Origin of the sequence: Neomesorhizobium albiziae (assembly GCF_900114255.1) — a bacterium.
In the GTDB taxonomy this organism is placed as follows: domain Bacteria; phylum Pseudomonadota; class Alphaproteobacteria; order Rhizobiales; family Rhizobiaceae; genus Neomesorhizobium; species Neomesorhizobium albiziae.
Genome location: NZ_FOSL01000010.1, coordinates 1 through 19,071, shown reverse-complemented (window position 1 = coordinate 19,071; position 19,071 = coordinate 1). Strand labels below are relative to the sequence as shown.

At 64.1% G+C, this 19,071-nt stretch carries 19 protein-coding genes; 15 read left to right on the top strand and 4 right to left on the bottom strand.

The window, feature by feature from the left end; translation table 11 throughout:
* Positions 1 to 7: 7 nt before the first annotated feature.
* The gene (locus F3H98_RS16640) at positions 8 to 1,228 is read right to left on the bottom strand and encodes a helix-turn-helix domain-containing protein (RefSeq protein ID WP_149761281.1); all 1,221 of its coding nucleotides are present in this window, start codon (positions 1,226 to 1,228) and stop codon (positions 8 to 10) included.
* 200 nt (positions 1,229 to 1,428) lie between these two features.
* On the opposite strand from F3H98_RS16640, the gene F3H98_RS16635 reads away from it, so the two are divergent.
* Positions 1,429 to 1,728 carry a hypothetical protein gene (locus F3H98_RS16635; RefSeq protein ID WP_244621749.1) on the top strand — a complete coding sequence of 100 codons (300 nt, stop codon included), beginning with the start codon at positions 1,429 to 1,431 and terminating at the stop codon, positions 1,726 to 1,728.
* A gap of 9 nt (positions 1,729 to 1,737) precedes the next feature.
* Here F3H98_RS16635 and F3H98_RS16630 read toward each other — a convergent pair whose 3' ends face one another.
* Positions 1,738 to 2,643, bottom strand: a complete 906-nt coding sequence (locus F3H98_RS16630) for a LysR family transcriptional regulator (protein WP_149761280.1) — start codon at positions 2,641 to 2,643, stop codon at positions 1,738 to 1,740.
* Between the two features lie 154 nt (positions 2,644 to 2,797).
* On the opposite strand from F3H98_RS16630, the gene F3H98_RS16625 reads away from it, so the two are divergent.
* From F3H98_RS16625 to F3H98_RS16560, 14 genes are all read left to right on the top strand, one after another.
* Complete coding sequence (locus tag F3H98_RS16625; RefSeq protein ID WP_149761279.1) at positions 2,798 to 3,952, top strand: NAD(P)-binding domain-containing protein; 1,155 nt, start codon at positions 2,798 to 2,800, stop codon at positions 3,950 to 3,952.
* Positions 3,953 to 4,276: 324 nt separating this feature from the next.
* On the top strand, positions 4,277 to 5,761 hold the full coding sequence (locus F3H98_RS16620) for a lipopolysaccharide biosynthesis protein (protein ID WP_149761437.1): 1,485 nt from the start codon (positions 4,277 to 4,279) through the stop codon (positions 5,759 to 5,761).
* Between the two features lie 52 nt (positions 5,762 to 5,813).
* Entirely contained in the window at positions 5,814 to 6,827 is a 1,014-nt protein-coding gene (locus tag F3H98_RS16615) for a polysaccharide pyruvyl transferase family protein (protein ID WP_149761278.1), read from the top strand.
* Positions 6,824 to 7,648 (top strand): galactosyl transferase, encoded by an 825-nt coding sequence (locus F3H98_RS16610; protein ID WP_149761277.1) that lies wholly within the window; start codon positions 6,824 to 6,826, stop codon positions 7,646 to 7,648. The genes F3H98_RS16615 and F3H98_RS16610 overlap by 4 nt, the downstream gene beginning before the upstream one ends.
* Before the next feature lie 268 nt (positions 7,649 to 7,916).
* On the top strand, positions 7,917 to 8,669 hold the full coding sequence (locus tag F3H98_RS16605) for a hypothetical protein (RefSeq protein ID WP_149761276.1): 753 nt from the start codon (positions 7,917 to 7,919) through the stop codon (positions 8,667 to 8,669).
* A 361-nt stretch (positions 8,670 to 9,030) separates the two neighbouring features.
* Positions 9,031 to 10,590 carry an ABC transporter substrate-binding protein gene (locus F3H98_RS16600; RefSeq protein ID WP_149761275.1) on the top strand — a complete coding sequence of 520 codons (1,560 nt, stop codon included), beginning with the start codon at positions 9,031 to 9,033 and terminating at the stop codon, positions 10,588 to 10,590.
* 213 nt (positions 10,591 to 10,803) lie between these two features.
* Positions 10,804 to 11,538 carry an aspartate/glutamate racemase family protein gene (locus tag F3H98_RS16595; protein ID WP_149761274.1) on the top strand — a complete coding sequence of 245 codons (735 nt, stop codon included), beginning with the start codon at positions 10,804 to 10,806 and terminating at the stop codon, positions 11,536 to 11,538.
* A gap of 190 nt (positions 11,539 to 11,728) precedes the next feature.
* A complete protein-coding gene (gene rpmI, locus F3H98_RS16590; RefSeq protein WP_149761273.1) occupies positions 11,729 to 11,932 on the top strand; it encodes a 50S ribosomal protein L35 in 204 nt (67 codons plus the stop codon).
* A gap of 36 nt (positions 11,933 to 11,968) precedes the next feature.
* On the top strand, positions 11,969 to 12,370 hold the full coding sequence (gene rplT / locus F3H98_RS16585; RefSeq protein WP_149761272.1) for a 50S ribosomal protein L20: 402 nt from the start codon (positions 11,969 to 11,971) through the stop codon (positions 12,368 to 12,370).
* A 146-nt stretch (positions 12,371 to 12,516) separates the two neighbouring features.
* A complete protein-coding gene (pheS, locus tag F3H98_RS16580) occupies positions 12,517 to 13,602 on the top strand; it encodes a phenylalanine--tRNA ligase subunit alpha (RefSeq protein ID WP_149761271.1) in 1,086 nt (361 codons plus the stop codon).
* The gene (locus F3H98_RS16575) at positions 13,599 to 14,030 is read left to right on the top strand and encodes an ASCH domain-containing protein (RefSeq protein WP_149761270.1); all 432 of its coding nucleotides are present in this window, start codon (positions 13,599 to 13,601) and stop codon (positions 14,028 to 14,030) included. The genes pheS and F3H98_RS16575 overlap by 4 nt, the downstream gene beginning before the upstream one ends.
* Positions 14,027 to 16,435 carry a phenylalanine--tRNA ligase subunit beta gene (gene pheT, locus F3H98_RS16570; protein ID WP_149761269.1) on the top strand — a complete coding sequence of 803 codons (2,409 nt, stop codon included), beginning with the start codon at positions 14,027 to 14,029 and terminating at the stop codon, positions 16,433 to 16,435. Before F3H98_RS16575 ends, pheT begins: the two co-directional genes overlap by 4 nt.
* Before the next feature lie 119 nt (positions 16,436 to 16,554).
* Positions 16,555 to 17,352: a class I SAM-dependent methyltransferase gene (locus tag F3H98_RS16565; RefSeq protein WP_149761268.1), complete on the top strand. Its 798-nt coding sequence runs from the start codon at positions 16,555 to 16,557 to the stop codon at positions 17,350 to 17,352.
* 92 nt (positions 17,353 to 17,444) lie between these two features.
* Positions 17,445 to 18,047, top strand: coding sequence for a nucleotidyltransferase family protein (locus F3H98_RS16560; RefSeq protein WP_149761267.1), 603 nt, complete (start codon positions 17,445 to 17,447; stop codon positions 18,045 to 18,047).
* Positions 18,048 to 18,251: 204 nt separating this feature from the next.
* Here F3H98_RS16560 and F3H98_RS16555 read toward each other — a convergent pair whose 3' ends face one another.
* Both F3H98_RS16555 and F3H98_RS16545 read right to left on the bottom strand, forming a co-directional pair.
* Positions 18,252 to 18,569, bottom strand: coding sequence for a hypothetical protein (locus tag F3H98_RS16555; RefSeq protein ID WP_149761266.1), 318 nt, complete (start codon positions 18,567 to 18,569; stop codon positions 18,252 to 18,254).
* A gap of 184 nt (positions 18,570 to 18,753) precedes the next feature.
* Positions 18,754 to 19,071, bottom strand: a 318-nt coding sequence (locus F3H98_RS16545; RefSeq protein WP_149761264.1) for a transposase, incomplete at its 5' end; no start/stop codon positions are given.

Below are 19,071 nucleotides of genomic sequence, written 5' to 3'. Positions count from 1 at the left end.
TTCCATCCTAGTCGCTCGGCAGCGGGCCGGGGAGTAACAAGGTTGTCGGGAATCCGAGCGCCGGCGGGGTCAACCAACGCCGCGCGCGGCCGCGGCCGAACGACTGAACCTTGCCTGTCGACGCAAGCTGCTCGAGCGCCCGCTGCACGGTGCGCGGGCTGGCGCCGAGCGCTATCGCCAGCGCCGAGCTCGACCATGACTCGCCGTCGGCGAGAAAGGCGAGCACCGCCGCGTGCCGCTCTTCGACGGGCGGCGCCAGAACGACGATTTCCGGTGCGCGGCGCGACGACAGCGTGAAGCCGCCGCCGGTCGCGCTGATATCAGCCAGCGGCCGAAGCTTCTCGCGCAGCCGGCCGACCTCGACCCGCAGCCGCGCGCGGTGCGATTCGTCGGCATGCCTGGCCCGGAAGGCGCGGGCAAGCAGGATGCTGCGGGATACGTCTCCAGGCCAGGCTTCGCCCAGCGCGCGTGCGAGCGAAAACAGCACCGGGCGCGTAGCAAGCGAAATCACGGTGTCTGCCTGCCGCACGACGAAGCGGAACGCATCGACGACGAGCGTCCCCGAGGCCAGCAACGCTTCGACATCTTCCAGCAGCAGCAGGCGTTCGCTCCCACGCATTATGAGGCGCGCCGCCGGCGCATTCATGACGAGCGCAGCGTTTTCGACCTCCGCCGTCAGCGCGGGAATGTCGGCCGCCCGCGCCGCCTGCTCGGCGCGATCGAGGGCGGCGCGCGCCGCCCGTGTGCGTAGGCGCCGGACAGCCAATCCCGCGACCACGAGTTCGTGGGCGGCCCGCGATGCGGGCGGGAGCGACGTGGGGTCGAACCCGGCGAGCGTACGCTCCGCCTCGTCGAGGCGGCCGATCAGCAGCAGGCGCCGGGCCTCGAGGTTCAGCGCATGCGCGGCGTTGATGCGGTCGCCATGCGCCTCGAGCGTTGCTCGCGCGACATCGAGAGCCTTGGCGGGCCAGGTGAGATCACGCGAGACGAGCGCGATTTCGGCTTCGGCGACGACGCAGCGCGCGCGGGCCACCGCCTCCCTGGGCCGGAAGGCGCGGGCAGCACTCTTCAGAAGCGCCTTGGCCCGGGCGAGATCGCCGAGCTGCGCCATCGCGATGCCCCTGAGCGCGAGCGCCGGCGCATCGTCGCGCAGGGCGACCCGTTTCAACGCGCCGAGCGGGTCGCCCGCGGCAAGTGCGCGCGCCGCGGCCGTAATCAGCGAGTCCATCGGAATCCCGCCAGACTTGTAACTCCCGCCATCCCGATATCCGGCCCTAGTGTGATCGCGACCACCACCGGCGCGCCGCGCCGACGGAGGAAAGGACGCTGCGCGCCCCACGTCAACCCACGCGCCGGCGCTTGTTTAGCCGCATTTGTGCGACGCCAGGTGATTCCGCCCGGCTGCAAAATGCCCGAGCGAGCAGAACGATGATGAAGCGCATGACCGGAATGGGCGACGAGCGGCCGGCGGGCGAGGTCGACCCGCTCGAAGTCGGGACAGCTCCGACGCGCCGCGTTGCCGACTGGCTGTGCCTCGCGGCGACGCCAACCTTCGCCGTCATGGCGGTGCTGACCGCAGCTGGCGGCCCAGACATCATCTGCTCGGCCATGCCGGATGCTTCGCCGTTGAGCGGCATGGGCCTGATGTATGTGCTGATGAGCATCTTCCATCTGGCGCCCTGGCTGAAGCTGGCCGCCAGTCGGCGAATCGCCTCCGGCTCTTCGTGAAGGGCTCGGTCAGGACGAAGCGGGAAACGGCCCGGCGCCGCAATCCGGCGCCTGGGCGGCAATCCATTCGGCGAACGCCGTCATCGCCGCGGTGGGCGTTCGCGATTTGAGCCTGGTCAGCCAATAGCTGCCGAGCGAAATGGAGGCCTGGAATGGCCGCCTGATCGAACCGCCGCGCATCTGACGCGAGAACATCAGGGGCGGAGCGAGCGCGACGCCCACGCCCTGCTCGGCGGCCTCCATCATGGCGAGCGACGAATCGAACACGATGGCGCCGGCGATGTTTGCCGGGACCTCCGCGCCGGCGGCGGCAAACCAGCGCGCCCACTCGTCCATGCGGTAGCTTCTGAGCAATGTGAGCTCGGCCAGATCCCCGGGTGAACGGATCCTGGCCGCCAGCTCCGGCGTGCAAAGCGGTGTCAGCGGCGCTTCGAACAGTTCCGTCGCATCGAGGCCGTGCCATGCGCCGTTTCCGAAGCGGATGGAGAAGTCGAGCCCCTCGGCTGCCATGTCGACGCGGTTGTTGTTGGTTGAAAGCCTGAGTTCCACGAACGGATGAGAGCGCCTGAAATCCTCCAGCCGGGGCAGAAGCCATCCGACGGCGAAGGTGCCCACCACCCCCACCACCAGCAGCTCGCGGACTTTCCCCGACCCGACCCGGTCGAGCGTCGTGGCCAGGCGGTCGAAGGCGTCTCCAACGACCGGAAGCAGGGCCTCGCCCTCGGCTGTGATCATCAGGCCGCGCGGCAGCCGGCGAAACAGCTGAACGCCCATGTGCTGTTCAAGCGCGCGGACCTGCTGGCTCACGGCTGCCTGCGTGACGTGAAGTTCGATCCCGGCCCGCGTGAAGCTGAGATGCCGGGCCGAAGCCTCGAACGCCCGCAACGCGTTCAGTGGAAGGAAGGGTCGGACCATCGATGCCCAAGTTCATCTTATAGCTGGTCCGACTTATCATCGTTTGTAGGAAGTTTGAACGGGTCATAAACGCCGCCACGTCCCCCCTGGGCTTGCAGTCGCGGTTGCGGCGGGGGTCCTTGAAATCCCGGCTTCGGTATCTCAGGTTGTGGCGATGACCGAAAACCTGCCTTCAAAAAACATCCCGAATGTCGAGAGCCCAGTCGAACAGAGCGATGTCCGGATCACCTTCAAGACCGAAATCGCGGTCATCGGAGCCGGCCAGGCAGGCCTATCCTCGGCCTATCATCTGCGCAATCTCGGCCTGGCGCCCGGCACCGGCTATGTGGTTCTCGACAAATCGCCGCATGCCGGCGGGGCGTGGCAGCATCGCTGGCCGTCGCTGACGCTGAGCACGGTCAACCGCGTTCACGACCTTCCGGGCATGCAGTTTACCGATGCGATCGACACCGCCGATCCGGAAGTGAAGGCCTCCGTCGCGGTTCCGCGATATTATGCGGCCTATGAAAGGAAGTTCCAACTGCCAGTGTACCGCCCGGTGACCGTAAAGGTCGTCTGCGAACGCAACGGACGATTCCGCGTGGAAACCGACCGGGAAACGTTTTCCGCCCGCGGCATCATCAATGCCACCGGCACCTGGGAGACGCCCTATATCCCGGACTATCCCGGCGCCGGCCTGTTCAAGGGGCGGCAGTTGCACACGCGCGACTACAAGGCCGCTGGCGAGTTCGCTGGCAAGCACGTCGTCGTCGTGGGCGGCGGCATCTCCGCGTTGCAGCTGCTTGACGAAGTATCGCGCGTCACCTCGACCACCTGGGTAACCCGTGACGAGCCGCGGTTTCGCGAAACACCGTTCACGCCCGAGGACGGGCGCGCCGCCGTCGCTGTCGTCGAGGACCGGGTGAGGCGCGGGCTCGTCCCCGGTTCGGTCGTCTCGGTCACCGGCATTCCGTGGACGCCCGCGCTGCGGGCAGCGCAGGAACGCGGCGTGCTCAACCGGCTGCCGATGTTCAGCGAGATCACCGAGCGCGGCATCCGCTGGGCCGACGGCAGCGAAAGGCAAGCCGACGTGATCCTCTGGTGCACCGGGTTTCGCAGCTCGCTCGATCACCTGGCACCGCTGCAACTGAGGGAGGAAAACGGCGGCATCGTCATGTCCGGTCGCCTGGCGACGCAGGTCGCCAGGGATCCGCGCGTTCATCTGGTCGGCTACGGCCCTTCCGCCTCGACCATCGGCGCCAACCGGGCCGGAGGTGCGGCCGCGCGCGAGCTGACCGCCTATCTCAACGCCGGCGCAATACAAGGCTGATCCATCGCGGCAGGCCTTCGAAGACGGCATTTTCAGGGCCCCGGCGGCAAAATACCGAAAACGCCTGACATCAACCGTGATCGCCTGTCTATTGCAGTGCAGCATAGGCGCAACTAGATTGCGCCCGCTTCGGCCGGCGGCCCGATCGGACAAGCATCCTCACCCGTGTGCGATCATGCGGGCGTGCTGATCGCCGCCTCGATCAGTTCCATTGGAGTACGGTTTGGCAGTGGCGCACGACGCTCTTTTCAACATTGGTATGAAGGCGAAGGCAGCCTCCTCGACGGAGGGCTTGGCCTGAACGCGCACGGCCACCGCAACGCCATGACCAACATCACCGGGCGCCTCGTCAAGGGAAGCATGTGGCTGAGCCTGTCCCGGGTGATCGTCAACGGGCTGGCGACGCTGAGCACTTTTGTGCTCGCGTGGTATCTGGCGCCTTCAGACTTCGGCCTGGTGGCGCTGGCGACCACCATGCTGTTGATCGTCGACACCGTCACCCAACTCTCGCTCTCCGAGGCCCTCATCCGTCACAGCGCGCCAGACAGGTCGCATTTCAGCGCCGCCTGGACGCTCAATGCGACGCGCGGCCTGCTGCTCGGCCTCCTCTTCGCGGCCTGCGCCTATCCGGCTTCTGTGCTGTTCGAGGAGCCGCGGCTCTCCGGCGTCATGCTGGCGCTGGGGCTCAGCATAGTGTTGGGCGGCCTGACCAATCCGCGCCGGATCATGCTGCAACGCGACCTGATCTTCTGGCAGGAATTCGTGCTTGCCGTGTCGCAGAAGTTGACCGGCTTCGTTGCCGCCGTTGCGATCGCGATGATCTACCACAGCTATTGGGCGCTGGTGATCGGCACGCTGGTGAGCCAGGCGACGAACGTCATCGTTTCCTATCTCGTGCTGCCGTTCCGCCCAAGCATCACCTTCCGGCACATGAAGGAATTCTTTTCCTTCTCGGCGTGGCTGACCGCCGGCCAGATCGTCAACACGCTCAACTGGCGTTTCGATTATCTGCTGGTGGGCAAGATGCTGGGCGGGACATCGCTCGGCTACTATTCGGTGGGCAGCAACCTGGCCATGATGCCGACGCGAGAGGCGACGGCGCCGCTCACCCAGACGATCTATCCCGGTTTTTCCAGCATTCGCGACGATCCCGCCCGTCTCGCAGCCGCCTATCAGCGCGTTCAGGCGCTGGTCGCAGCGGTGGCGCTGCCCGCGGGCATCGGCGTCGCGGTGGTCGCCGATCCGCTGGTCAGGCTGACGCTCGGCGAAAAATGGGTGCCGATCATCTTCATCGTCCAGTCGCTCGCCTCGGTCTTCGCGCTACAGACGCTGGGTTCGCTGGTGCAGCCGCTCGGCATGGCCAAGGGCGAGACGCGGCTCTTGTTCATCCGCGACGCGCAGATGCTGTGCGTGCGCGTCCCCGTCATGATCGCCGGCCTGCTGCTCGGGGGGCTCCAGGGGGTGGTGATCGGCCGCGTCTTCACCGGCCTGTTCAGCGCGTTCGTCAACATGATCCTGGTGAAACGCTTCATCGGTGTCACAGTGCTGAAGCAACTTTCGGCCAACGTGCGCGCGCTTGCCAGCATCGTGGTGATGGCGGCGGGCGTGTCGCTGGCGTTGAGCCACATGGTGCAAACCGACGACAAATTCGCGCTGGCCACGCAACTGGCCGCGCTCGCCGGGCTGGGCGCGTTTCTCTACTGCGGCACGAGCTTCCTGCTCTGGACCCTGATGAAGCGCCCGGCCGGTCCCGAAACAGAGGTCTGGCAGATATTGGGAAAAGTCCTGGCGAAGGTCCGTCCAGCCTGAAATTGCTGCAATCCTGCTGCACACCCCTGCCGCCATCGAAATGGAGAATGAAATGCCGGAATCAAATCTGGTCCTGATCGCCAAACTGCAGGACATGATTCACGACTGCCTGAAGGATTACGTCTCGGCCGACGAGCCGATGGCGATCCTCGACTTTCCGGACATCCGCAACTGCGGCGATTCGGCGATCTGGCTTGGCGAAATGGCCTATCTGAAGGACCGCTACCGCAAGCGGCCTGCCTATGTCTCGCGCATCGACGATTTCTCGGCCGAAGAGCTCGAGCAGGTCATGCCGAGCGGGCCGATCTTCATCCATGGCGGCGGCAATTTCGGCGATCTCTGGGTTGCGCACCAGGACTTTCGCGAGCTCGTGTTGGAGCGGTTCCCGAACCGCCAGATCATCCAGTTTCCGCAGTCGATCCACTACAAGTCGAAGGAGCGCGTGGAACAGAGCGCGCGCGCCATCGGACGCCACAAGAACTTCGTGCTCCTGGTCCGCGACGAGGAATCCAAGCAGTTCGCCGAAAAGCACTTCGACTGCCAGGTGCGGCTCTGCCCGGACATGGCCTTCGCCATCGGCGGCCTGAAGCCGGCCGCCGCCGAATTCCCGGTTCTCGCCATGCTGAGGGTGGACCTCGAAAAGGCCGGCGACCTCGATGTCTCGGCCTATCCCGACGTGCCGGTCGAAGACTGGACGACCGAATCGGCGCGGCGCGTGCGCGTCTCCAAGGCGATCGGCGCGGCGTCCGGACTTCTGACACTGAAGCCTGGCGAAGTGCGGCTGCGCAAGCTCGACGCCGCGGCGCACAACCGCTTCCGCCGTGGCATCCGCCAGATCTCGCGCGGACGCGCGATCGTCACCGATCGCCTGCATGTCCATATCTGCTCGCTGCTGCTTGGCCGCCCGCACGCCGTGCTCGACAACAGCTATGGCAAGGTGCGGCGTTTCATGAACGCTTTTTCGGGCGGAACCGACCTTTCCTACATGGCCGCCTCGCTCGACGACGGCATTGGCTGGGCGCGTCGCCAGGCCGGTCAGGCAACCGGCAGGGGGGATGCCCGATGACCCTTCTCACCTTCATCATTCCGGTCCGCCATCAGGACAATGCGCGCGACTGGGCCCTGCTCAAGGCAAACCTCACCCAGACCGTCCGTTCGATCGCCAACCAGACCAATGGCGATTGGCGGGGCGTCATCGTTGCCAACGAGGGCGCCGACCTGCCCGAGCTTCCCGAGGGATTCGAGGTCGAGCGCGTCACCTTTCCTCCCAACGACATGCACGAGCTCGGCAAGTCCGGCGACATGGAGGTTTTCTACGACGCCTTCCGCGCCGACAAGGGACGCCGCGTGCTGATGGGCATGTTGCGGGCGCGAGACAGCCGCTTTTTCATGATCGTCGACGACGACGATTTCGTCAGCGCCCGGCTGGTGGAGTACGTCTCGGAACACCGCGGCGCCAACGGATGGACGATCGACCGCGGCTACATCTGGGACGATGGCGGCGGCCTGTTGCTGGGATACGACGATTTCAACCATCTGTGCGGGACGTCGCTGATCATCCGGTCGGACGTCTACGGCGTGCCCGAGCGGTTCGAGGACGCTTCCCTCGACTGGATCAAATCGATGCTCGGCAGCCATGTCCGCATCGCCGACATCCTGGCGGGACGCGGCCAGGCGCTGGCGACGCTGCCGTTCCACGGCGCGGTCTACCGGGTGGCCCATGGCGGTTCGCACAGCAAGGCGCCCAGCCTTCTCAAGAAGTACTTCTTCAGCCGGGAAGCCCTGAAGCGGCCGCGACGGCTCCTGCGCAACCTCGCAAGGCTGAGGCGCGTGGACGATGCCGCGCGGCGCGAGTTTTTCGGAGAACCGGCGCAGGCCAACGCCTGACGCTTTAGAGAGAGCGGTTCCCTGTTCTTTCAGAACCGATAACGCGCTCTAACTATTTGTTTTGCCGCATTTATGCGGACGTCAAATGATTCCATTTGGCTTGCAAAATGCTCCAGCAAGCCGGCGACCGACCGCGAACCATCCCCGACACAGTCGTTAATCAGTTGTGATCGCGCCAGCGCTCTGCAACCGCGACTTGCCTTCCCTTGGCCAGAAACTGTCCATATGTGACGGTTTCTTGACAGATTTGTTACAAGGGAGAGCGGCCATGGCCTCGGTGGTTCGCCAGGGAAAGAGTGCCGATATCCTGGCTGGGGCTGCGCCCTTCGTTCAGCTTGGCCGCATCCACTCGCGACAGACGAACCCGGTCCGCTGGCTGGCCTGCGCGCTTGCGGCAATAGGGCTCTGCACGCTCGCCGCCGCCGCCGTTGCGGTCCTCGCTCCACATGCCCGGCCCTTGCTCCTCCAGGAAGATGGCATCGTCGAAATGGCGACCGTTGCGTGCTTGCTGGCCATCGTCATCGGCTCCGCATACGCATCCCTTGCGTTGGGATGGAGCAGGCCGCTTCTTCTGGCCGGGCTGATCGGTCTCGCCGAACTGATGGACGAAACCGGTTTCGGCTCGCGCCTCTTCGGCTTCGAGCCGCCGGCCCTCTATGGCGGTGGCCAGCTGGACGGCTTTCACGACCTGCTCATGCTGGCCTATCGGCTGTTGCGCGACATCAATGGCGGCCTGGCCTGGCTTCTGGTCGGGTTGATGCTCGCCGTGTCGCTCGGGCTGATGCTCGTGGTGGCCAATCAGTTGAGGAGCGGGTTCGGGCGCCGCCGGTCGTGGCTGGCGGAACATGTCCTGCTTTTCCTGCACCTGGGCTTTATCGGCCTTGCGCAGGTGATCGACATCACCTCGTCGTCATCGAACATATTCGCCGCGGTCGAAGAGGTGCTCGAGTTCAACGCAGCCCTGGCGCTGGCATTCTATGTCGCCCAGCAGGCGCACCAATCCTGGCGGCAGGCGACGTGACGGCGAAATTCGCCGCCGTGTCCGCACAAGCTGCGCCGAAGGCCATCGAGAAGAGCTGAACCGTGGCAAGGCAGCCATCGGCCTTCTGAAACCTCGACATTTTTCAACAGAACTCGCGGCGCGGGCGGGCGATCGGCCGCTCGCTCAAGCACGACGGGACGGTCGCTCCGTCACCAGGTCGAGCATCGGTCTACTAACATGCCGCCAATATAATAAAAGATTGTCGACAATCTGGTTGACAAACCTTCGGCCGTGGCGAAAATGCGCTGAGGTGTCCTCCCGTCGGCGCGACACCGCATGCCCAGAAAAACAAGTCCTCCGTCCAAGGAGGCTCAACCTTTCCAGAGTGGAGGAAATACAGATGCTGAAAAGAATTGGCCTTGCGGTTACGGCGGCAGCCTTACTTGTTTCGGGCGCCAGCGCCGAAACGCTTAAATGGGGAGCCGCAAGGGATATCTATTCCCTCGATCCCTATTCCTACGGTGACAGCTACACCATCGCCTTCCTCAATCATGTCTATGAGGGGCTCGTCCGCTACGACGCCGATCTCAAGATCGAACCGGCGCTCGCAGCCTCGTGGGAAACGGTGTCTGAAACCGTGTGGCGGTTCCATCTCAGGAAAGGCGTGAAGTTTCACAACGGCGCTGAGTTCACCGCCGACGACGTGCTCGCGTCGCTGACGCGCGTCAGCGACGACGTTTCGCCGCTGCGCGGCAACCTGCCCGCCTACAAGTCGTCGAAGAAGGTCGACGACTACACCATCGACATAGAACTTACCGGTCCCTATCCTCTGCTGCTCAACGACCTGACGAACATCCACATGTTCGACGCGACCTGGCTGGCCGACAACGATTCGCTGAAGCCGACCGATGTCGGCGCCAAGATCGAAGGTTACGCCACCTACCACACCAATGGGACGGGCCCCTTCGTCACCGAAAGCCGGGTGCCCGACAGCAAGACCGTCCTCACCAGGAACCCAGCGTGGTGGGACAAGTCGCAAACCAACATCGACCGCATCGAATTCATCCCCATCACGTCAGCCGCGACACGCGTCGCCGCGATGCTGTCGGGCGAGATCAACTTCACCGAGAATGCACCCTCGCAGGATCTTCCCCGCCTGGTGGCCCAGCCTGGGCTGAAGGCGATGGAACGCACCGATCTGCGCACCGTCATGATAGGCTTCAACCGCAAGCCGAAACTTCACAACGGCGCCGACAACAAGTTCAACGACCTGCGGGTGCGCCAGGCGTTCGCGCACGCGCTCGACCCGCAACTAATCCAGAAGCGCATCATGCGCGGCAAGTCGCGGACCGCCGGCGCGATCATAGCGCCGGAGATCCCGGGTTATACCGAAGCGCTCGACAAGCCATTCGACTACGATCCGGAGCTGTCGGCGAAACTGCTGGCCGATGCTGGCGCGACCGACATGGAATTCACGCTTGTCTGCACCAACGACGCTTACGTGAACGAAGAGGAACTGTGCCAGGGCCTCATCAACATGCTGAGCCGCGCCGGCTTCAAGCCGCAGCTCGATATCGCGCCGGCCGCCGCCCAGACACCGAAACGCGCCGGCGGCCAGGCTGACGTCTATCTCATCGGCTGGGCCAACGAGCCCATGCTCGACAGCTATTCCATACTGCTGCAGATGATCGAAACCAAAACCGACAATGCGGGCGTGTTCAACTGGGGTGGCTGGAGCTATCCCGAGATCGACAAGCTGATCGTGCAGGCGTCGACGGAAATGGACCGGACAAAGCGGCTGGCGCTGCAGACCAAGGCGCTGGAAATGACAAAGGAGGAGATCATCATGCTGCCACTGCACCAGCAGCCGATGGCCTGGGTGATGACCGACCAGATCGATCGCATCGTCCAGTTGCCCGACAACAAATCGCGTCACTGGCTGACCCGCTTCGCCGAGTAGCTGCATCACGGGACCTGAGGTGGAATTCCGCCTCAGGTCGAACCACGGCGTCGAATAAGGGGCGGCTAAGGTCGATCCGGAGATCTACCGGGGATCGACCGCCTTCGCCTGACCACCCCATCGGGTCAGATTGTCGGTTGTCCTCGAGGCACCTGCGATTTCCGACTTTTTCCAACCTCTGTTGCAATCGACTGTGCTGAAGGATCCCGGGCAGTGCATATTCTTCTGATCAACCCCAATTCGACAGCCTCGATGACCGAACAGGCGCTGGCAAGCGCCCTGCGGGTGAAGCAGCCGGGCACACGCGTTACCGCCACCAACCCGACGGACACGCCGGCAAGCATCGAGGGCGGGGCCGACGAGGCCATGGCGGTTCCCGGAATGCTGTCGCAGATCCGCAAGGGCGAGGCCGAGGGCGTCGATGCCTATGTCATTGCCTGCTTCGACGATCCGGGGCTGCATGCCGCCCGCGAGGTCGCCCGCGGGCCGGTGATCGGAATCTGCCAGGCCGCGGTGCAGGTGGCGATGACCATCAGCCGTCGCTTCTCCGTCATAACGACCTTGCCGCGTTCCATCCCGATCATCGAGGATCTCGTCGTCTCCTACGGCGCCAATCACCATTGCCGCAATGTGCGCGCCATCGATCTGCCGGTGCTGGCCCTGGAGGAAGACCCGCTGCAGGCCGAACGCCTGCTGGCGAACGAGATCGAGCGCGCCAAGAAGGAAGACCGCGCCGAGGCAATCGTGCTTGGTTGTGCCGGCATGTCGGTGCTTTGCGACCGGCTGAGTGCTGCGACCGGTGTGCCGGTCATCGACGGCGTTACCGCCGCGGTGAAATTTGCCGAAGCGCTGGTGGGTGCGGGGTATGCGACCTCGAAGGCGAATGCCTATGATTTTCCGCGGATCAAGGGCCCGCACGGGCGCCAACCAATATCCGCCGAGGTTTAGCGGTGGCGCAAACGCCGACACTTGCGCCCGCGCCGGCTTGCTGGTAATAGCGCGCGTTCAGAACCGTCCCGGCAGGGCATGCCGTGGCGGTTCGCAATGCTTTTCGGGCTTGGTCGGTCCGAAAACGAAACAAGAGGCGCGGCGTGCCGACGGCACGCCAGAGGATCCTCATAGAAACGGAGTAAGCAAAATGCCCAAGATGAAGACCAAATCCGCTGCGAAGAAGCGGTTCAAGATCACCGGTACGGGTAAAGTTCTGTCGGCTGCGGCCGGCAAGCGTCACGGCATGATCAAGCGTACCAACAAGTTCATTCGAAATGCCCGCGGCACGATGGTTCTGGCTGAACCGGACGGCAAGAAGGTCATCAAGAATTTTCTGCCGAACGGCCTTTGAGCCGCGGCCGGTACAGCTGTTTAAGGAGATCATGACATGGCACGCGTAAAAAGAGGCGTCACCTCGCACGCCAAGCACAAGAAGGTCCTGAAAGCCGCCAAGGGTTTCTACGGCCGCCGCAAGAACACCATCCGCATCGCCAAGCAGGCGGTGGAGAAGTCGCTGCAGTATGCCTACCGCGACCGCAAGAACCGCAAGCGCAACTTCCGCGCCCTGTGGATCCAGCGCATCAACGCGGCGGTGCACGAGCACGGCCTGACCTACGGACGTTTCATCGACGGCCTCAACAAGGCCGGCATCGAAATCGACCGCAAGGTGCTTTCCGACATGGCGATCCACGAGCCGCAGGCGTTTGCTGCGCTGGTCGCCAAGGCGAAGGTCGCACTGGAATACCTGAAGAACACCACCCCGAATGCTTTTGAAAGCGCTGTCGCCTAAGGCCAGCGTTTTCCCGAAGCATCAGGATACTTGATTTGGGAAACCCGCGCTGGCAGGGCTGGCGCGGGTTTTTCTTTGGGCTGAAATTCTCGGCCTGACAAGCGAAGTCGTCATCGACCAAGAGGGTCAAAATCGTGAACGAGATCATGAGCACTCTCGATACGCTCGAAAACTCCTTGCTGGGCGAGATCGCCGCGGCCTCCGACGAACAGGCGATCGAGGCCGTTCGCGTCGCGGCGTTGGGCAAGAAGGGCTCGGTCTCCGAAATGCTGAAGACGCTGGGCTCCATGAGCGCGGAAGAACGGCAGGTGAAAGGCCCAGCCATCAACGGCCTGAAGAACCGCGTGACCGATGCGCTGACCGCCCGCAAGGCGGAGCTGCGCGAGGTGGCGATCGCAGCAAGGCTCGCCGCCGAAAAGCTCGACGTGACGCTGCCGGTGCGCCAGTCGCCGGCCGAGCGCGGCCGCATCCACCCGATCAGTCAGGTCACCGACGAGATCACCGCGATCTTCGCCGACATGGGATTCTCGGTCGCCGAAGGGCCGGACATCGAGACGGACTATTACAATTTCACCGCGCTGAACTTCCCCGAAGGCCACCCGGCGCGCGAGATGCATGACACGTTCTTCCTCAATCCCGGGCCGGACGGCGCGCGCAAGCTTTTGCGCACCCACACCTCGCCGGTGCAGATCCGCACAATGGAGGCGCAGAAGCCGCCGATCCGCATCGTCATTCCGGGCAAGACCTACCGCATGGATTCGGACGCGACGCACACGCCGATGTTCCACCAGGTCGAGGGCCTGGTGATCGACAAATCAGCCAACGTCGCCAACATGCGCTGGGTGCTGGAGGAATTCTGCAAGGCTTTCTTCGAGGTGCCGGCGCTGAAGATGCGGTTCCGGCCGAGCTATTTCCCGTTCACTGAACCGAGCCTCGAAGTCGACATCCAGTGCGACCGCTCGCGGCCGGGCGAAGTGCGCTTCGGCGAGGGCAACGACTGGCTGGAGATTCTGGGCTGCGGCATGGTGCATCCCAACGTGCTGCGCTTCGGCGGCTTCGATCCCGACGAATACCAGGGTTTTGCCTGGGGCATGGGCATCGACCGCATCGCCATGCTGAAATACGGCATGCCGGACCTGCGCGCCTTCTTCGATGCCGACGTGCGCTGGCTGCAGCACTATGGCTTCAGGCCGCTCGACCTGCCGACGCTGTTCGGGGGATTGAGTTCGTGATTGCTGCCGCCGACCCGTATGCCGATGCGGTGAGCTTCGCCTTTGGCGACAGCCCCGAACTGGCCGACGAATTGCTGGCGCTGGTGCTGTCGGGACGCAAGACGGCGACCTGCGGTGCGCTGCGCGACTACGGTGTCGCCGAGCCGATGCCGGTTGTCGGCCGCCGCGATGTGGTGCTCGACGGCCAGGGAAGGCGCGCCGCCGTCATTGAGACCGTAGAGGCGATCCAGCGCCGCTTCGACGAGGTCGATGCGGCTTTTGCCCGCGACGAGGGTGAAGGCGACCTGTCCCACGAATACTGGCGGAAAGCCCACGAGGCCTACTTCGCGCGCAATGGCGGCTTCTCGCCGGATATGATCCTGGTTTGCGAACGCTTCCGCCTGGTCGAAGTGTTCGACCGCAACGACACGAAACGAGTGAACCCATGAAATTCACCCTCTCCTGGCTGAAGGACCATCTCAAGACCGACGCATCGCTCGACAGAATAGTCGAGCGGCTGACGTCGATCGGCCTCGAAGTCGAGTCCGTGGACGACAAGGCGGCGCTCAAACCGTTCGTCATCGCCAAGGTGCTGACGGCGGAAAAGCATCCCGACGCCGACAAGCTGCGCGTGCTGACCGTGGACATTGGCGACGGCAAGTCGCCGATCCAGGTGGTCTGTGGCGCGCCTAACGCACGCGCTGGCCTGATCGGCGCTTTCGCCGCGCCCGGCGCCTATATTCCCGGCATCGACGTGACGCTGTCGGTGGGAAAGATACGCGGCGTCGAGAGCCATGGCATGATGTGTTCGGAGCGCGAGCTGGAGCTTTCCGAGGAGCATGACGGCATCATCGATCTGCCGGCGGACGCGCCGGTAGGCACAAGCTTCGCAACCTATGCGCATCTCGACGATCCAGTTATCGAGATCGGCCTGACACCGAACCGTCCTGACGCCACCGGCGTTTACGGCATTGCTCGCGACCTCGCCGCTTCCGGCCTCGGCACGCTGAAGAACGGCGTGGTCGAGCCGGTCAAGGGCTCGGGCGCCTGCCCGGTGAAGGTGACGATCGAAGCGCCAGACCTTTGCCCTGGCTTCGCGCTGCGGCGGGTAGCGGGCGTGAAGAACGGCCATTCGCCGAAATGGCTGCAGCAGCGGCTGCTCGCCATCGGATTGCGCCCGATCAACGCGCTGGTCGATATTACCAACTACATTACCTTCGACCGCGGCCGGCCGCTGCACGTGTTCGACGCGGCGAAGGTTAAGGGTAACCTGACCGTGCGTCGGGCGAAGGACGGTGAAACGGTGCTGGCGCTCGATGGGCGCGAATACACGCTGACGCCGGACATGTGCGCGATCGCCGATGACAATAGCGTCGAGTCTATCGCCGGTATCATGGGCGGCGAGCACACGGGCAGCGACGAGGCGACAACCGACGTGCTGATCGAATCCGCCTTGTGGGACCCGATCGCCACCGCCCGCACCGGCCGCGAACTCGGCATCATTACCGACGCGCGCTACCGCTTCGAACGCGGTGTCGACCCTGAATTCATGGTCCCGGGACTGGAGCTTGCGACCCGCATGGTGCTCGACCTATGCGGCGGAACGCCGAGCGAGATCGAGGTGACCGGCTATGCCGGCCACAAGCCCAAGGTCGTCTCGTTCCCGGTCTCGGAAGTGAAGCGGTTGACCGGCCTCGACGTGCCGAAGGCGGAGAGCCTCGATATCCTGAAGCGGCTGGGCTTCGGTCCGAATGGTTCGGGCGATGTGGTCGATGTTTCGGTCCCCTCGTGGCGGCCGGATGTCGACGGCAAGGCCGACCTCGTCGAGGAAGTCATGCGCATCCACGGTGTCGACGAGATCGCGCCGCAACCGCTGCCGAGCCACGGCAGGGTCAACGGCAAGATCCTGACGCCGCTGCAGGTGCGCAGCCGCGCAGCCAGGCGCGCGCTCGCGGTGCGCGGCATGATGGAAGCGGTGACGTGGTCATTCATTCCGGCAAGGCACGCGGAAGCCTTCGGCGGCGGGCAGCCGGAACTGAAGCTTGCCAATCCTATCGCCGCCGACATGTCGGACATGCGGCCGTCGCTGCTGCCGGGCCTGATCTCGGCCGCGCAGCGCAATGCCGACCGCGGTTTTGGCGACGTCGCGCTGTTCGAAGTGTCGGGCACCTATGAGGGCGACACGCCGGACAGGCAGCGCCGGGTGGCCGCCGGCATCCGCCGTGGCACCGCCAGGTTGGAAGGTTCCGGCCGCAGCTGGGCCGGCAATGCGCAGAATGTCGGCGTGTTCGACGCCAAGGCCGACGCGCTGGCCGCGCTCGAAGCCTGCGGCGCGCCGGTCGATCGCCTGCAGATCGAGGCTGGCGGACCCGGCTGGTATCATCCCGGCCGGTCCGGGCTGATCAAGCTCGGCCCCAAGACCGTGCTTGGGCATTTCGGCGAGTTCCACCCCAGGACGCTGGAACTGCTTGACGTTTCGGGGCCTCTTGCAGGCTTCGAGGTGTTCGTCGACGCGATCCCCGAATCGAAGGCCAAGCCGACCAGAACCAAGCCGAAGCTCGAACTCTCCGCCTTCCAGGCGGTGAAGCGCGATTTCGCCTTCGTCGTGGATAAGGCGGTGGAAGCGCAGACGCTAACGCGCGCAGCGCTTGGCGCCGACAAGAAGCTGATCACCGCCGTCTCGGTGTTCGACATTTTCGAAGGCGCTTCCCTCGGCGCGGACAAGAAGTCGGTGGCGATCGAGGTGTCGATCCAGCCGGTCGAGAAGACGCTGACCGACGAGGATTTCGAGCAGCTTGCCGGACGCATCGTCGAGAATGTGAAGAAGCAGACCGGCGGCGTGCTGCGGGGGTAAGGAGCCCTTTCCGGAGCCGGACTCTTCCCCCGAACACTGCGGGGGAGGCGTACGCTCCGCCGAACCTTGTCAGTCATCCGGCCGAAGTATAGCGTCATCCCTGCCTTGTGGAGGCTTCGATGACATCGAGTTTCAATGTCCACGACGCAGCCGGCTATGAGCAACTCATGGGCCGGTGGAGTCAAAAACTAGCGCCCCTGTTTATCGATTTCGCGGGACTTGCCGACGGCGAAAAAATTCTCGACGTCGGCTGCGGCACCGGAAGCCTGACCTTCGCGCTGGCGGGTTCCGCCGGCCTCGCAGAGATTGCCGCGATCGATTATTCGCCGGTCTTCGTCGAGGAGGCGACCCTGCGAAACACCGACCCTCGCGTGAAGATACAGCAGGCGGATGCCTGCGCATTGCCCTTCGTAGACGCCAGTTTCGACCGCGCGATGGCCCTGCTGGTGCTCCATTTCGTGCCGGAAACGGCAAAGGCGGTGGCCGAGATGCGCCGCGTCGTGCGGCCTGACGGCACGGTCGCCGCCGTCGTGTGGGATCATCTCGGCGGAATGCCGGGCATGCGCATGATGGTGGACACGGTGGCGGCGCTGAGCGAAGGCGGGCGCCAGCTGCGCAGCCGCTACTTATTCCAGCCGATGATGCAGCCGGGTGAAATGAAGCGGACATTCATGGATCAGGGCTTGGTGAACGTCGAGGAAGCGGAACTGATGATCCGCATGAACTATAAGAACTTCGACTATTGGGCGCCGATCGCCGCGGGCGAAGGGCCGTTGGGCAAATACGTAGCGACGCTCGACGCAGCCGAGCGGGCACGCACGGACGCGGCCGTCCGCGACGCCTACGAGGACGGACGGCCAGACGGCCCGAGGTCTTTCGCGAATGTCGCATGGGCGGTGCGTGGCATCGTTGCGTGAAGAGTTGCCGGCAACGGCTTGCCGCACCCACGTGTCGGTCGGGGACTTCGGAGGCATTGCGGCGGACGGGCGAATCGCCCTCAAGGTGGGCGATGCGACATCTGCGATTTTCCCGCCTCGATTTCGAAGCACAACGCCAAGCACTTGTAGCGATCCTGAAGGCCGATCCCATCGTCTGGACGGCGCTGCGGCGGGCGCGCGACCTGAACCTGCCGGACTGGATGATCGTTTCAGGCGCCATCTACAACACGGTCTGGAACAGTCTGACCGGGAAGCCTCCCGGATACGGCATCAAGGACATCGACCTTTTCTATTGCGACGGCTCCGATCTTTCCTGGGAGGCGGAGGACGCCTTCATCAAGGTCGGCGAAAGACATTTCGCCGACCTGCCGCGCGCGGTCGAGATCCGCAACCAGGCGCGCGTGCATCTCTGGTATCCCGAGCGTTTCGGCAGGCCATGCCCGGCGTATAAATCCTCGGCGCAGGCGCTTGGCTACTTCGCGTCGCGCACCCACGCGGTCGGCATACGCTTGACGGAGGCCGAAGGATTGGAAGTCACTGCGCCCTTCGGCCTCGATGACATCTTTTCTTTTCGCATCACCCCGAACCGCATCATCGACAACCAGACCACGCACCAGGAAAAGGGCGCCAGGGCGCGCAACAACTGGCCTGAAATCACGGTCGTGCCCTGGTAGCCCGTTGCAGGCCATGCGGTGCGCCGACGTCTCGGGAAGGCTTGGCCGGCAACGCCTTTCCCGCGGCCGGCTGGCGAAGGCATGAAACTGTGATACGGTACGGTCGATGCTGAAAACCAAATTCATCACCCGCGACAGCCGTTCCGGCAAGTTCATTGCCGGACGCGAAACCATGACCAAGTTGAACGCCATGGAAGGCATTTCTCAGTCGGCTGCTTCGCGCGCGATGTTCGCGGCTTTCGACCACAAGGGTGCTTCACCGGAGCAGCGGCGCAAGGCGATTGCCGCCAGGCACAGCAAGAAGGCCTGACCTTCCCGGTGTACGCGGCCGAGCCCGACCCGTACTGCTATCCCGCAACCCCAGTTCTCAAGAATCTGCTCGATCTTCGCGATGCCCGCGCGCTGGAGGCGTTCGAGGCCGACGCCGTTCTCCAGCGCGGCGACGAGCCCTTGCCTGACGGCGATTTTACACCAAGCCACCTGCAAGGCATTCACCGTCATCTGTTCCAGATGTCTACGCATGGGCGGGTGAATTCCGCACCGTGCGTGTCAGCAAGGAGGACAGCATGTTCTGCTATCCTGAAAACATTGACAGTCAAATGGACTTGCTGTTCGGTTGGTTGCGCGACCGGGACCTTCTGCGTGGCCTGAGCGCTGATGCATTTGCCGTTCAGGGAGCCCATTTTCTCAGAGTCCGTGCCGAAAGTCATTGATTTCGTGCGATGCGCCGGACAAGGATCATGACGGCTGCGGCGTAGAGGAATGCTGTTGCGGATTCGATGGTGGCCTCGGCGTCCTTCCATAGGCGTCTGTTGCGACTGATCCACGCAAAAAAGCGTTCCACGACCCAACGTCTCGGTTGCACGGCGAAGCCGATCTGATCTGGCTGTCTTTTGACTATTTCGACTGCGATGGAGGTGGCCTCGGCCACACGCGGTCCTCGGTATCCAGAATCGGCGAACACCATTCGGATAAAGGGAAACGGTCGCCGCGAGGCGTTCAGGATCGGTCCGGCGCCATCGCG

Bases quoted from the DNA above. Each gene is read 5' to 3' on its own strand.
- rplT (WP_149761272.1), top strand. From the start codon at position 11,969: ATGGCACGCGTAAAAAGAGGCGTCACCTCGCACGCCAAGCACAAGAAG.
- F3H98_RS16560 (WP_149761267.1), top strand. From the start codon at position 17,445: ATGCGACATCTGCGATTTTCCCGCCTCGATTTCGAAGCACAACGCCAA.
- F3H98_RS16635 (WP_244621749.1), top strand. From the start codon at position 1,429: ATGATGAAGCGCATGACCGGAATGGGCGACGAGCGGCCGGCGGGCGAG.
- F3H98_RS16625 (WP_149761279.1), top strand. From the start codon at position 2,798: ATGACCGAAAACCTGCCTTCAAAAAACATCCCGAATGTCGAGAGCCCA.
- F3H98_RS16565 (WP_149761268.1), top strand. From the start codon at position 16,555: ATGACATCGAGTTTCAATGTCCACGACGCAGCCGGCTATGAGCAACTC.
- F3H98_RS16630 (WP_149761280.1), bottom strand. From the start codon at position 2,643: ATGGTCCGACCCTTCCTTCCACTGAACGCGTTGCGGGCGTTCGAGGCT.
- rpmI (WP_149761273.1), top strand. From the start codon at position 11,729: ATGCCCAAGATGAAGACCAAATCCGCTGCGAAGAAGCGGTTCAAGATC.
- F3H98_RS16600 (WP_149761275.1), top strand. From the start codon at position 9,031: ATGCTGAAAAGAATTGGCCTTGCGGTTACGGCGGCAGCCTTACTTGTT.
- F3H98_RS16610 (WP_149761277.1), top strand. From the start codon at position 6,824: ATGACCCTTCTCACCTTCATCATTCCGGTCCGCCATCAGGACAATGCG.
- F3H98_RS16605 (WP_149761276.1), top strand. From the start codon at position 7,917: ATGGCCTCGGTGGTTCGCCAGGGAAAGAGTGCCGATATCCTGGCTGGG.
- F3H98_RS16555 (WP_149761266.1), bottom strand. From the start codon at position 18,569: ATGCGTAGACATCTGGAACAGATGACGGTGAATGCCTTGCAGGTGGCT.
- F3H98_RS16620 (WP_149761437.1), top strand. From the start codon at position 4,277: ATGACCAACATCACCGGGCGCCTCGTCAAGGGAAGCATGTGGCTGAGC.
- pheT (WP_149761269.1), top strand. From the start codon at position 14,027: ATGAAATTCACCCTCTCCTGGCTGAAGGACCATCTCAAGACCGACGCA.
- F3H98_RS16615 (WP_149761278.1), top strand. From the start codon at position 5,814: ATGCCGGAATCAAATCTGGTCCTGATCGCCAAACTGCAGGACATGATT.
- pheS (WP_149761271.1), top strand. From the start codon at position 12,517: ATGAGCACTCTCGATACGCTCGAAAACTCCTTGCTGGGCGAGATCGCC.
- F3H98_RS16640 (WP_149761281.1), bottom strand. From the start codon at position 1,228: ATGGACTCGCTGATTACGGCCGCGGCGCGCGCACTTGCCGCGGGCGAC.